The sequence below is a fragment of the Bifidobacterium minimum genome, assembly GCF_000741645.1.
GTDB classification, from domain to species: domain Bacteria; phylum Actinomycetota; class Actinomycetes; order Actinomycetales; family Bifidobacteriaceae; genus Bifidobacterium; species Bifidobacterium minimum.
In genome coordinates this window covers 1-13,368 of record NZ_JGZD01000014.1, presented here as the reverse complement: position 1 = coordinate 13,368, position 13,368 = coordinate 1, and the positions used below count along the sequence as shown (strand labels likewise).

The following is a 13,368-nucleotide window of genomic DNA, read 5'->3' as shown; positions in this document are numbered from 1 at the left end:
ACCGGGGGTTCCATCCCTACAGTGCGAATCCAAGCTCCTTAGACGCCTCGGTGGGGACGGGATCCTCGCACCAATAGTCGATCAGGTTGTCCTCCGTGGTCAGCGAGCGGATCTCCGCCCGATCGATGTACACCTCGCCGCTGAGATGATCCGTCTCATGCTGGAAGATGCGCGCCGGCCATCCATGGAGACGCTCCTCGTGGGCGACGCCCTCCTCGTCCTGCCATCGCGCCGTGATGTCAAGCCACCGACGGCGGACGGCCTGATACCCCTCGAAGCTCAGACAGCCCTCGTAGAAGCTGCGCGTCTCATCCCCCACCGGCTCGTACGTCGGATTGATGATGGTCCGGAACGGCAGCTCCGCGATCTCACGGGGATCGTCGCCATCGTCACGCACATGGTCCTCGATGACGGCGAGCGCCATCCCCAGTCCTATCTGGGGAGCGGCGAGCCCCACCCCGGGAGCCTCCAGCATGGTCGCGTGCATGCTTTCGATAAGCCGTGAGAAGGTCTTATCGGACAGCTGACCGTCATAGGCGACGGTCCGTTGCCTCAGCACGGGTTCGCCCATCTGGACGATGGGCAGAAGCCCCTCCTTGCCACCGGCGTCGAGCAGACTGTTCACGGCCTTGTCGAGCTCCACGTCGACCTGTGCCGACGCATCGGACGCTGCCTTCCACCTCATATCGCCAGCTCCTGCGCCACGACCTCCGCCAGACGCTCGCATACCTCATCGGCCTGCTTCTGCGTGGCGGCCTCCGCCATCACGCGCACAAGAGGCTCCGTGCCGCTCGGCCGGAGAAGAACACGTCCGGTCTCGCCCAGCAGGGCGGTCTCACGGTCGACGGCCCTGCGCACCTCGGCATTCGTCACGGCGGCGTTCTTGTCCACGTTGGGCACGTTGATGAGCTGCTGCGGCAGCTGCGGGAAATCGGCCGCCAGCTCCTTAAGGCTTCTGCCGGACCTCACGACCTCGTTGCACAGCGTCAACGCGGTGAGGGTCCCGTCGCCGGTGGTGGCGAACTCGCGGTTGATGACATGGCCGGACTGCTCCCCACCCAACGAGTATCCGCCGCGGAGCATCTCCTCAAGAACGTATCGGTCGCCCACGTTCGTCTGCACGGTGGTGATTCCCATATCGCGCAAAGCCAGTTTGAGGCCGAGATTGCTCATCACCGTGACCACGAGCGTGTCATGGGCGAGTTTGCCGTCACGCTTCTTGGCCCGTGCAAGGATTCCCATGATCTGATCGCCGTTGACCATGGTGCCGTCCTCGTCCACGGCAAGGCAGCGATCCGCGTCACCGTCGAAGGCGACGCCCATAACGGCGTCCGACGCGCGGACTATGGCCTGGAGCTGCTCGGGATGGGTGGATCCGGCGTTTTTGTTGATGTTGTACCCGTCGGGGGATGCGTTGATGACGATCACGTCCGCTCCGGCCCGACGCAAGGCCTCGGGGGCGACCACCGAGGTCGCGCCGTTGGCGCAGTCCGCCACGATCTTCAGACCCTGAAGCGGCGTGGGCTGGGCCTTGTCCGGGCCCAGGGGCGCGATGGTCGAGACCAGATGATCGATGTACAGGTTCGTGGCGGTGACGGTGTCATGGCTGATGCGTCCCACGCCGGCACCGGTGGGACGTTCCCAGTCCTGACCCAGAACGGCTTCGATCTCGTCCTCCTTGGCATCGGGAAGCTTGAATCCGCCGCGCGCGAAGAACTTGATCCCGTTGTCGGGCATCGGATTGTGGGACGCCGATATGACTGCGCCCATCTCGACGTTGAGGACCGAGCTGAGGTACGCCACCCCTGGCGTGGGGATGATGCCCGCATCGATGACGTCAAAGCCTCCCGCGCTCATTCCCGCGGACAACGCCGCCGAAAGGAAGTCGCCGGACACGCGGGTGTCGCGCCCCACCAAAGCGCGACGGCGGCCCTGGGCATGCTCGCCGGCGCATCGGCACCAAGGACGCGAACCGCGGCATCCCCCAGATCAAGCGCCAGACGCGAGGTCAGAAGCCCGTTGGCCAGCCCCCGCACTCCATCGGTTCCGAACATTCTCGCATCGCAACCATCCTTGCCACTCGACTTTTCTGCCGGCCACCATCGTAGCGGCCACGCCCCACCGGAACGCGCGCAACGCGAAAGCTGCCCGGTTCCCCCGCAATTGCAGGGACCCGGGCAGCGATTGAGTAACGACCTGCGCGAAAGGACCCGAATTTGGGACAGTACGCCCAGCTGCAACTCACAACCCCGTGTTGTACCTCTGAACCCTCAGCGTCCGGCGCGATCCCTCGACGTTCTCGATGACCATACGGCGCAGCGCCCTGTCCGCGTCCCGATGCGACTCAAGCCAGGCGTCGCCCAGCTCCACCAGACGCGCCGGATCGGCATACACCGGGTACAGGCCGCCTATGAGGACCTCGGCCATATGGAACGTTCTGTTCGACCATATGCCATCGATGGATTCGAAGTACTTCTCCGCATAGGGCTCGGCGAGGTCAGGCCGCGGGGTTCCCGTCATGCCGTTGACCACCGCCTCGAGCTGCATATTGGTCAGATCGTCGTTGGTAAGCGCCTGATCCCACGCCCAGCGCTTGGCTTCGGCGGTCCCCCGCGCGGCCTTGGCGCCGAAAGCGAACTCACGATTCTCAGTGGTGTCCCGCTGGGCGAGCTCCGCATCGACGTCCTCGTCATCGACGAGGTTGACGCGGGACAATGCGGTGACCAGCCTCCACCGAAGATTGTTGTCGATCTCCAAACCCCCAAGGACGACGGAGCCGTCCAATAGTCCACGCGTATGGGCGGCGAATTCGGCATCACCCGGCTCGCCGTAGCCCAGATAGGAATTGACCAGCTGGAACTGCTCGTCCGATCCCGGTCGGGCGTTGAGAGCCAGATCCCACAGGCTGGAGGCGACATGACGGACCGTCTCATCGCGATGGGCGGGATCGACGTAGTGCCACGCCGTCGTGGCGATCTGGGCGAGGGCGTAGCGGAAGGTCGTCGACTCGGTCTCGGTGGCCAGCGCGCTCAGGCTGCTCCCGATGAACCGTCGTGCGGGGAACTCGCCGTCACGCGTCATATCCCACAGGCTCAGCCATACGACGGAACGCGCCAGGGCATCGTCGAAAGCGCCGAGATTCTCGGCCGCGAACTCCAACGACCTCGCGTCGAGACGAATCTTGGCATAGGTCAGATCCTCGTCGTTGGGAAGGATGACGGCCGGGATCCTACGCCCATGGGCCTGCTCCACCACGGTCGCCTCACCATCGACGTCGAGCTCGATGACGTCCGTGCGATGCACGGAGCCGGACCGATCGGCGTCGTAGAACCCCACGCGCATCCGGTGGACGCGCAGCGACGATTCGGGGTTGTCCGCGCTCTGACGCAGGACAAGGCGGTCGATGGTCCCGTCGGAGTTCTCGGCGAGCTCCACGGATATGGTGGTGATTCCCGGCTCCTCCAACCATTGTCTGCTCCAAGCCGTGAGATCACGGCCCGACGTCAGCGCGAGCTCGGAAAGAAGGTCGGACAGCGTCGCGTTGGCATAGGCGTGGCGCTCCAGATAGTTGTTGATCCCCTCGAAGAACTTGTCACGCCCCACATAGGCGACGAGCTGCTTGAGAACGGACGCGCCCTTCGCGTAGGTGATGCCGTCGAAGTTCACGTAGGTGTCGTTGAGATCGTTGATCGGAGCCACGATGGGATGCGTCGTCGGCAGCTGATCCTGACGCAGCGCCCAGCTTTTCTCGCCGGAGTTGAACGTGGCCCATGCGTCGGTCCATTCGGTGGCCTCCGCGGTGGCGAGCGTCGACGTGAATTCGGCGAAGGACTCGTTGAGCCACAGGTCGTTCCACCATTTCATGGTCACATAGTCGCCGAACCACATGTGGGCGAGCTCATGCAGCACGGTGACGACCCGGCGCTCGGCAAGGGCGTCCGTCACCTTCGACTCGAAAACGTACTGGTCGCGGATGGTCACCAGACCGATGTTCTCCATCGCGCCCGCGTTGTATTCCGGCACGTAGATCTGGTCGAACTTCGCATACGGGTAGGGCACCCCCCATGTCCGCGCGTAGAAGGCGAAGCCCTTCTTGGTGATGTCGAACAGATAATCGACGTCTTTGGCGAAGGCGTCCTTGAGCGCCTGCCGGCAGTACATGCCCATCGGAACGGTTCGCCCGTCCTCGTTCGCGTATTCGGTGTGCCACCCCGCATACGGTCCGGCGCATATGGCCGTGAGATAGGAGCTCATCACGGGCGTGGGCTCGAAGATCCAGCGCTTGACGCCTTCCTGCGGACGATCCCCCATCGTCCCCGGCTGGGTGAGCGCGTCCACCGTTTCCGTGGACTCCGTGGGCTTGTTCGACAGGACGGTCCAGCTCTCCGGCGCATCGACGGAGAAACCGAAAACCGCCTTGATGTCGGGCTGGTCGAACACGGCATAGACCCGGCGAGCATCGGGAACCTCGAACTGGGTGTACAGGTAGACGTTGCCATCCGAGGGGTCGACGCTGCGATGGAGACCCTCGCCGGTGGTGGAATACCGGCAGGACGCCGTGACCGTCACCTCGTTGTGCTTCTCCAGGTCATCGAGCAGGACGCGGTTGTCCACGAAGGACCCTTTGGGATCCAGGCCCACGCCGTTGAGCGTGATGGCCTTGACGTCATCGGCGATAAGGTCGAGAAAAGTCGTCGCGCCCTGAGCGGCGTCGAAGCTGATCTTGGTGACGGATTCGAAGTTCCGAGGTCCCTGGGTCAGATCAAGACGCACATCGTAGCGAACGGGCGCCTTGATGATCTCGCGACGTCCCTCCGCCTCGGCTCTCGTGAGGTTAGCTCCTGGCATGAATCCCTTCTTTCTCCCTATCACGCAAGGCGGCGTGGCCGAATAATCAGTCACGCCGCCCCCACCACAGCATCAGTCACGGCATCCGAATGGCTTCCGGAACGCCGCGATCATCTACCCGCGATTGTACAGGCATCGCCCGTGACATTCACATGTCATCATCGCGAGCGCTCCTGCACGGAACTCTTCGGGGCTCGATGACGTCCTGGGCGATATCGGCGACCACGGGAACGATCATGGGCTTGCGATGCAGCTGACGGGCCACCCAGCTTCCAAGCGTACGCCGCATGATCTGCTGGAGACGAGCAGCGTCCTTGGTCCCCTGAAGCATGGCGTCCTCAAGCTCGCCGACGATCTGGCGGCGCACGTTGGCGAACTCGCTCTCGTCCTCGGCGACGGCGTTGAGGTATATCTTCGGCCCCGACACCACTTCGGACGACTCGCTGTCGACCACCACGAAGCTGGAGACGAATCCCTCCGTTCCAAGGATCCGCCGTTTCTCAAGCTCGTCATCGGTGAGCTCACCCACGGAGTCTCCGTCCACATACACATACGCGCATGGAACCGATCCGACGATCGCCGCCTTGCCGTGGTACAGATCGACGACGTCGCCGTCCTCGGCCAGAACGACGTTCTGTGGATCGAGACCCGTCTTCACGGCGATAAGACCGTTGGCCACCAGATGGCGGTTCTCACCATGGATGGGCATCGCGCATTTGGGCTTGATGATGTTGTAGAGGTACAGCAGCTCGCCCTCGTCGGCATGCCCGGAGACATGGATGGCGGCGTTGTCGCGGTTGATGACCTTCGCCCCCAGCTGGATGAGCTTGTTGATGATCTTGTAGACCCCATGCTCGTTGCCGGGTATCAGGGAGCTGGCGAGAATCACCGTATCGAACTCGTTGATGCTGATGTCGCGGTGGTTGCCGTCGGCGATACGCCCCAGGGCCGCCATCGGCTCGCCCTGCGAACCGGTGCACATGTACACGAGCTTGTCGTCCTGGATGTCGTGCGACTGCTTGAGGTCGACGACCGTGCCCTCGGGGATGTGGAGATATCCCAGATCCGAGGCGATGGCCATGTTGCGCACCATCGACCTGCCCACGAACACGACCTTGCGCCCGTACTTATGGGCCGTGTCCACGACCTGCTGGACCCTGTGGACGTGGCTGGAGAAGCTTGCGACGATGATCTTGCGGTTGGCCTCGGCGAATGCACGATCCAATGCCGGTCCGATCGAGACCTCCGGCTTGACGAATCCGGGAACCTCGGCATTCGTCGAATCCATCATCAGCAGATCGATGCCCTGCTCGCCAAGCTTGCCGAACTCCACCAGATCGGTGATGCGCTTGTCGAGGGGAAGCTGGTCCAGTTTGATGTCGCCCGTGTCGATCAGCGATCCCGCCGGGGTCCTGACGCACACGGCGAGGGCATCGGGGATGGAATGCGTGACGGCCACGAACTCCAGCATGAAGGGCCCGACCTTGAGCTTGTCCCGGCCGTTGACCTCCACCGTGGTGGGATTGAGATGATGCTCGTCGCATTTGGCCTTGACGAACGCCAGCGTGAGCTTCGAGCCGATCAGGGGGATGTCGGGACGCAGCTTGAGCAGGAACGGAACGCCTCCGATATGGTCCTCGTGCCCATGCGTGAGCACAAGGGCCTCGACGCGGTCAAGCCTGTCCTTGATGTAGGAGAAGTCGGGAAGGATGAGGTCGACTCCGGGCTGCTCCTCGGCGGGGAACAGCACGCCGCAGTCGATCAGCAGTATGTGGCCGTTGTATTCGACGACGTTCATATTGCGGCCGATCTCGCCCAGACCGCCAAGCGGGACGATCCTCATGGATCCCTTGCGGTATTTCGGCGGTGCGATAAGCGTGCTCTGCTGGGGCGACACGGCGCGCGACCGCGACCCCCGCCTCGACGGAGTCCTCGAGCCCGTCCTCGACGAGGAACGGTCGCCCCTCGACGTGCGCGACGACCGCGGGGCATCCCCGCCACGTCCTTCACGCTTCTGATGTGTTGACTTATTGTTGTTTTCTGTTGCCATATCCTTCTTGGATTTCTGTTATTTGGTGTCCACGCCTATGCGTGAACGAGGAATCATCGCGGTCACAACAGACCCGCCTCGCGCATGCCCTCACGGGCACGGTCGAATTCAGCCTGAGTGGGACCGACATTGGGAAGACGCATGGTGGTGGTGTCCAGCTCGCCGGCGACCTTGAGCGCGGCCTTGGCCATAACCGCCTGGAATCCGTTCCCGTTCAGCGCCTCCACAAGAGGGGCCAGACGCACGGACAAGGCCTGCGCCTCATGGATGTCCCCCACATCGAAGGCGTCGGCAAGGCGACGCATCGGAGCGGCGGCCACATGGGCGATCACCGAGATGATCCCCACCGCCCCCACGGAAAGGAAGGGAAGGAAGAGCCCGTCATCCCCCGAATACCAGATCAGACCGGTTTCGATCCGCTTGCGCACCGCCCCGGCTATATCGCCAGTCGCGTCCTTGACCGCCTTGACGTGCTCCAAACGCGCCAAACGGCGATACGTCTCCAACTGGATGTGCACGCCCGTGCGCCCGGGAACGTCATAGATGATGATGGGCTTGTCGGTGGCGTCGTTGACGGCCTGATAGTGACGGAATATGCCCTCCTGCGAAGGCCTCGAGTAGTAGGGCGCGACGATGAGGACCGCATCGGCGCCGGCGTCCTGTGTCAGCTCGGTCATCCGAATGGTGTGGACGGTGTCGTTCGAACCCGCGCCGGAAATCACCGGCACGTCGACGGCGGCCTTGACCACGCGCACCAGTTCGACCTTCTCCTCCATATGCGTCACCGGCGATTCGCCGGTGGTGCCGTTGACCACCAGCCCATCGGCGCCCTGAGCGACGAGATGAGTCGCAAGGCGTGACGCGGCATCGTAATCGATCCGGCCGTCCGATGTCATGGGCGTGACCATCGCGGGAAGAACCCGACCAAAAGGTGCGGGATCAAGAAGATGCATGGTGCTCATGACGTCCACGCTACTTCCGGGCCGGGACGCGGCCATCATGACGACAGTCCCAGACCGTCCAGAACCAATCGCGCCTCCTCGTGAACGGTCAGGCCCCACCCGGCGTCTATCCGCAGATGGCGTTCCCCGTCATCGGGAGGCTCCAAAGTCGCCAACTGGGAATCCAGCATCTCCTTCTTCATGAAATGTCCGGTCCGCGCGGCCAATCTCCGCTCCAGCTCGTCCCTGGACCCATCAAGGTACACGAACACAGTGCGGGGCCTGCGCAGAATATCCCTGTATGACCTTTTGAGGGCCGAGCATGCCATGACGACCGATCCGCCTCCGGACGTCTCATCGTCCATCCGCGCGGCGAGGGATCGAAGCCACCCCCATCGGTCGTCGTCGTCCAGCGGAACGCCCGCCGACATCTTTCCGACGTTTTCCGGCGGATGGAAATCGTCCCCCTCCACGAACGGCCATTCCAACGAATCGGCCAGCTCGCGGCCCAGAACCGACTTCCCCGATCCGCACACACCCATCACGACGATGGCCATGGGCTTGTCGTCATCCCCCGCCGCCGTGCACTGCGCGGAGCCGATGTGATCTGGAACGCTCCGCGTCCCGGCACCCCTGATGCTGTCGCGTTCGTCCGTCATCCGTTGCATGCTCCCCCCGGTGCGGCGCGGTCGGGAACGGCCGTCCCCATGGTCGTACGTACGTCCGGCCGATCACGAAATGCGTATGGAACCGTGCCGTTCGTCGTCCCTGGGCCATTCCCCGTGCCATTTATCGTCCCCATATGGCGCACTGCTGCTAATGCCTGATTAATGCCCATATAGATGCCTGTCATATTCACCAGTGCATTTATTTTCGCATTGCGTATGCACTATATACCGACGGAACGGTTCAAGCAACGGAATGCCCACGCCCACGAAATACGCATGTCATATCTTTGATAAAGTGCAATAATGAGTTTCATGCCACAAGCACAGTCAACAATCGACACAATTATTCAAGAAGGTTCCATGGCAACCCTGCATGACCGGTTACTTGACTATTGGGGGCTTTCCGTCGTCAGCGGTGAGACTGCACCCGGCGCAAGACTTCCACAGCCCAACGTCTCCCCCATCCCCTCGCGCACGGTCACGCGTGAGGTCACGCGCGTTCTGGAGACCATGGGTCTTGTCACGGTGAAGCGCAAGGCCGGCGCGACGGCGAATCCCCGCACGATGTGGAACCCCTACGACCCGCAGGTGATCGAATGGCGGCTACGCAGCAAGGACCGCGCGTCCGCATTACGGGAGCTCACCGAGCTGCGGACGGCCGTGGAGCCGACGGCGGCCCGGCTGGCGGCCGAACGGGCCACCCCCGATGAATGGGCGCTGCTGACCGAATCGGCGATCAACATGGTCGCCAATTCCGACAACGCCGACGGGGAGGACTACCTCAACGCGGACATCCAATTCCACCAGACGCTGATGCTGGCCTCGGGCAACTGCATGCTCGCGGCGCTGGGCAATGTGATAGCCTCCATGCTCACGGGCAGGACCCGTCACAACCTCATGCCCACGATGGCCGACGCCTCCGCGCTCAGGCTGCACGGGGACGTCGCGGCCTTCATCCGCAAGCATGATGGACAGGCTGCGGAGGAGGCCATGCGCGCGATTATCAACGAGGCGCGGTCGGCCATCGAAACACAATCGGATTCCGAATCCGACGCGTCGGCATGCAGGTGAGGCGCGGCTAATCCGCTAATCCATCAAAGGTTCCAACCCGACGGTCAGCCCCGGACGGGTTCCCGACGCCGCGCTCCGGACGGCCATAAGGACGCCTGGCATGAACGATGAGCGATCGAAGCTGTCGGCACGCAGAACAAGCTGCTCGCCCGGGTTCCCCAACAGGACCTCCTCATGGGCGTTGAGTCCCCGAAGCCGGATGGCATGGACGTGCACGCCGTCCACGACCTGTCCGCGGGACGTCTCGTCGCCCGTCGTGGCGTCAGGCATGGCCCCCAGCCCCGCATCCTCACGGGCCTTGGCCACAACACGCGCCGTATGGAGCGCGGTACCCGACGGAGCATCGACCTTATCGGGGTGATGCATCTCGATGACCTCCACGGATTCGAAGTACCGTGCCGCCTGCCGTGCGAACCGCTCCATAAGGACGGCCGACAGCGCGTAATTCGGCGCGATGACGACGCTCTGACCTGCGCGGGAAGCGGAATCCACGGCGTCCCGCACGGCCGCGAACCCCTCATCCGTCCATCCCGTCGTCCCCACCACGACGCTCACCCCGGAACGGACCAACGTCAGCACGTTCCGCAGCGAGGCCGAAGGCACCGTGAACTCCACCGCGACATCGGTGTTGTCCGGAGTGATGGAGCCCAGATCATCCCCCGCGTCCACGGTCAACGCCACGGTCATATCGGGAGCGGATCGGACCGCCTCCACAACCGTCGCCCCCATGCGGCCACGTGCCCCCACGATTGATACTCTCATCATCATCCACCTTTCCTACGCGATGTCCCCGGGTTCCCTACCCGATGTCCCCGGGCAAGCCGGAACACCCCTCCATGGCGGACGCCGACGCGTCCACCTCCACACTGCGATACGACACGATCCGCCGATGCGATACGACCTGACCACGGCCGCCGTCACACCGATCTTACGGTCGGTCCCACGCACAGGAACAGCTTCTCATGGGGACGATCCACCCCGATCACGTCCCTGCGCGCCATATCCCGAAGCGTGGGCGAGGCCTCCCGCAGCGACTCCTCCGAGATGCGCCGGAAACCCTGATGATCATAGAATCCCATATCGCATGACGAATCCGTATGAAGGAAGCAGTTCGTGACGGAGTTCCGAGCGAAGTAGTCCATGGCGGCCCTCCACAGAAGCCGCCCCACGCCATGGCCACGGGCCTTAGCGGACACAAGGAAAAGCTCGACCTCTCCCAAGGCCGTGGACGTCACGTTCGCGGCCTTTTCGATCTCCTTGTCAAGGACATGCCAGCGGCGCGCCTTCCTCAGCTCGGCCCTTGCTGCCACGCTCGATGCGTCGAGAGCGGCGTCCGTGCGCTCCATGCGTTCGGCCCCCCAGGGGAATATCCCCGGCTTCCCCTCGATCCTTGTCACGATCGCTCCCACGACGACGCCATCGAGAACGGCGACGTCGGCTCGGGTGGCATGCTCGAGAAAATGGAGAACGAAATGGCGTGACAACGCCAAGGACTCCCCCGGACTCACAGGCGCCTTCGAACCGCCCCACGTCCGGTCGAATTCATCGACCGCGGCATCAACGTCATCCTCACCCAAAGCCCGAAGCACCACCGTCGACCCGTCACTCATACACAGCTCCTCACATCACGCCATATTCATCATCACGGCGCCGGACCGCATCGCAAACGCACGTCGATGATGCGACCACGCCCAACGCCACCACCGTGGACCATATCACGAGCGCACCTCGACATATTGGTGGAAGCGAAAAAGACCTATACTGACACCATCCACCAACAAGCCGCATGCCGTGACACGCCCGCACCTCCGCAAGGGGTTTCTCCGCAAGGGGTCCGGAGGAATGGGCCCGAGGAATCGACCCGAGGAACGGGCCTGAGGAATGGCCGGAGGATACGGACGGGACGGGAGCTATCAGGATCCCCGCACTCCATGTCGCCGCCGCATAGCACCGACGGACATCACCGTCCGCCTGCACGGACGGCATATGGTCCGCGACGAGAAGGTCGATTGGCGAACGCATGCAATGGAAGCATGCAATGGGAGCATGGAAGGGAGGGTCGGAAGCAATCATGGTCGATTACCACACAGCCGTGGAAACCGTTCGCAATCCCCACGCCGATCCCGTGATGCTCGCGCGAATCGCATACAAGAATCCGGAATTCGGCGCCAACGTGGCGGCGAACCCGCGCGCGTACCCCGGCCTTATCCACTGGCTTGCGCAATTCGGGGACGCGCGGGCGCGCGCGTACATCCGCGAGGGGCGCCTCGACACGATCGCCGACGATATGGGCGCCGGCAACACGAACGTCGGCGCCACGGTCACCGGACGGCAAACCCCGAAGCGGCGGAACCGCTGGACGCCGCACGGCCATCGGCGGACGGGCCATCACCCATTCTTGAGGCCGAGGAACGACGGACAGCCGCGACCACGCCAACGACGACGAATCCCTACGGGTTCACGGTCGAGCAGGCTCTTGATCCGCGCACCGACGCCATGACCATCGCGGCGATCGCCCAGTACGCTCCCGAACTCCGCCCCTATCTCGCCCGGAACCCCAGCACCTATCCCGAACTAGTGCAGTGGCTGGCCGACCTGCACGACCCCCGGATCGACGATGCCCTGGCCGCGCGGGAACACCGGAGGGAACACCATGACCCCCTCAGCCATAATCCTCTGAGCAATGACGCCCTGAGGCCCACGGCATGACCGCCGCACCAAGATCCCGGACATGCGCACCAGACATGCGCATGAGCCCGGGAGGCCTGCACCCTCGCCTGCGGGAATCCGCCATGGCGCCATGGCAATGCGTCCCATCCCCTCAGTTCCGATCGTGCCGCTCAGTTCCGGTCGTGCCGCGTGAATTCGAAGAACTGGTCCCCGATGCGAATGGTGCAGGGGGCTGAAAGCGGCATCCGCATATGACGTTCCAGCCGAGTCTCCGCCCCGCCGACCATGAGGAACGTCCCGTTCAATGAGCCACAGTCCTCGATCCATGCATGACCCGCCTCATCGAAGTCTATGACGGCATGATTGCGTGATATGGTCCGCATGGGATCGTTCAGACGCACCGGCACCACGCCATTCGGCACGACGGCCGACGGCCGACGTCCCAGCAGCACGCCGCCGGAAAGCACCACGTCCTGACCGGTCAGACGATTATGAAGCCCATACGTCGGGCGATGGCGTCCGGCCCGATAACGTCCGGTTTCTTGCGCAGTTTTGAGGTTGTGGGAGCGTAGCCCGTCCTGTGTGTACGATTTTCAATCGCTAGAAAGTGAAAACCGATTGGAAAGCAGGTGCGGGCTATGCCCAAGCACATTTTACAGGTGGATCAACCCTTGTTCGAGACCGAGCTGGATCGGATGGTCACGCAGAAGGTTACCCAGATCCTCAACAGGATGCTCGACGCTGAGGCGGATGATCTTACGGGGGCGGGACGTTATGAACGATCGGATACGAGGAAGGCGTATCGTGCGGGCCATTACCGGCGTGACCTGACGGTCAAGGCGGGCAAGCTTTCGGTGAAGGTGCCGAAGTTGAAGGGCGCGCTTTTCGAGTCGGCGGTCATCGAACGGTATCGGCGGCGCGAGGAATCAGTCGAGGAGGCACTGATTGAGATGTACTTGGCCGGTGTCTCCACGCGCCGCGTGGATGATATATCCCAGGCGCTGTGGGGTGAGAGAATGCCTTCGCAGACCTTGTCGGACCAGCTGAAGAAGGTGTATTCCCAGATCGATCAGTGGCGTACCCGGTCCGTTKTCGCAGCCCATACCGTACTGTGTTCATG

10 protein-coding genes and 2 pseudogenes are annotated in these 13,368 nt (G+C 63.2%); 3 read left to right on the top strand and 9 right to left on the bottom strand.

The window, feature by feature from the left end; genetic code table 11:
* Positions 1 to 16: 16 nt before the first annotated feature.
* The 6 genes and pseudogenes from BMIN_RS07545 to BMIN_RS07520 form a co-directional block, all read right to left on the bottom strand.
* Positions 17 to 685: a peptide deformylase gene (locus tag BMIN_RS07545; RefSeq protein ID WP_022861656.1), complete on the bottom strand. Its 669-nt coding sequence runs from the start codon at positions 683 to 685 to the stop codon at positions 17 to 19.
* Positions 682 to 2,054: pseudogene (gene glmM / locus BMIN_RS07540) on the bottom strand (phosphoglucosamine mutase). The gene BMIN_RS07545 and the pseudogene glmM overlap by 4 nt, the downstream one beginning before the upstream one ends.
* Positions 2,055 to 2,241: 187 nt before the next feature.
* Positions 2,242 to 4,848 (bottom strand): aminopeptidase N, encoded by a 2,607-nt coding sequence (gene pepN, locus BMIN_RS07535; RefSeq protein WP_022861658.1) that lies wholly within the window; start codon positions 4,846 to 4,848, stop codon positions 2,242 to 2,244.
* A 148-nt stretch (positions 4,849 to 4,996) separates the two neighbouring features.
* Entirely contained in the window at positions 4,997 to 6,898 is a 1,902-nt protein-coding gene (locus BMIN_RS07530; RefSeq protein WP_051913507.1) for a ribonuclease J, read from the bottom strand.
* Between the two features lie 62 nt (positions 6,899 to 6,960).
* Positions 6,961 to 7,851 (bottom strand): 4-hydroxy-tetrahydrodipicolinate synthase, encoded by an 891-nt coding sequence (gene dapA, locus BMIN_RS07525; protein ID WP_026647600.1) that lies wholly within the window; start codon positions 7,849 to 7,851, stop codon positions 6,961 to 6,963.
* Positions 7,852 to 7,895: 44 nt separating this feature from the next.
* Positions 7,896 to 8,498, bottom strand: a complete 603-nt coding sequence (locus BMIN_RS07520) for a gluconokinase (protein ID WP_022861662.1) — start codon at positions 8,496 to 8,498, stop codon at positions 7,896 to 7,898.
* A 369-nt stretch (positions 8,499 to 8,867) separates the two neighbouring features.
* Here BMIN_RS07520 and BMIN_RS07515 point away from each other — a divergent pair, with 369 nt between their 5' ends.
* The gene (locus BMIN_RS07515) at positions 8,868 to 9,578 is read left to right on the top strand and encodes a FadR/GntR family transcriptional regulator (RefSeq protein ID WP_022861663.1); all 711 of its coding nucleotides are present in this window, start codon (positions 8,868 to 8,870) and stop codon (positions 9,576 to 9,578) included.
* 15 nt (positions 9,579 to 9,593) lie between these two features.
* On the opposite strand, the gene dapB is transcribed toward BMIN_RS07515, so the two are convergent.
* Both dapB and BMIN_RS07505 read right to left on the bottom strand, forming a co-directional pair.
* Positions 9,594 to 10,343, bottom strand: a complete 750-nt coding sequence (gene dapB / locus BMIN_RS07510) for a 4-hydroxy-tetrahydrodipicolinate reductase (protein ID WP_022861664.1) — start codon at positions 10,341 to 10,343, stop codon at positions 9,594 to 9,596.
* Positions 10,344 to 10,495: 152 nt separating this feature from the next.
* Positions 10,496 to 11,188, bottom strand: coding sequence for a GNAT family N-acetyltransferase (locus tag BMIN_RS07505; protein ID WP_022861665.1), 693 nt, complete (start codon positions 11,186 to 11,188; stop codon positions 10,496 to 10,498).
* Between the two features lie 461 nt (positions 11,189 to 11,649).
* On the opposite strand from BMIN_RS07505, the pseudogene BMIN_RS08125 reads away from it, so the two are divergent.
* Positions 11,650 to 12,287 (top strand): annotated as a pseudogene (locus BMIN_RS08125) (variant leucine-rich repeat-containing protein).
* Positions 12,288 to 12,418: 131 nt separating this feature from the next.
* Here the strand turns inward: BMIN_RS08125 and BMIN_RS07495 are convergent.
* Positions 12,419 to 12,715 (bottom strand): FHA domain-containing protein, encoded by a 297-nt coding sequence (locus tag BMIN_RS07495; protein ID WP_051126435.1) that lies wholly within the window; start codon positions 12,713 to 12,715, stop codon positions 12,419 to 12,421.
* Between the two features lie 171 nt (positions 12,716 to 12,886).
* Between BMIN_RS07495 and BMIN_RS07490 the strand changes: the two genes are divergently transcribed.
* On the top strand, positions 12,887 to 13,368 hold a 482-nt coding region (locus BMIN_RS07490; RefSeq protein WP_034886369.1), incomplete at its 3' end, for an IS256 family transposase.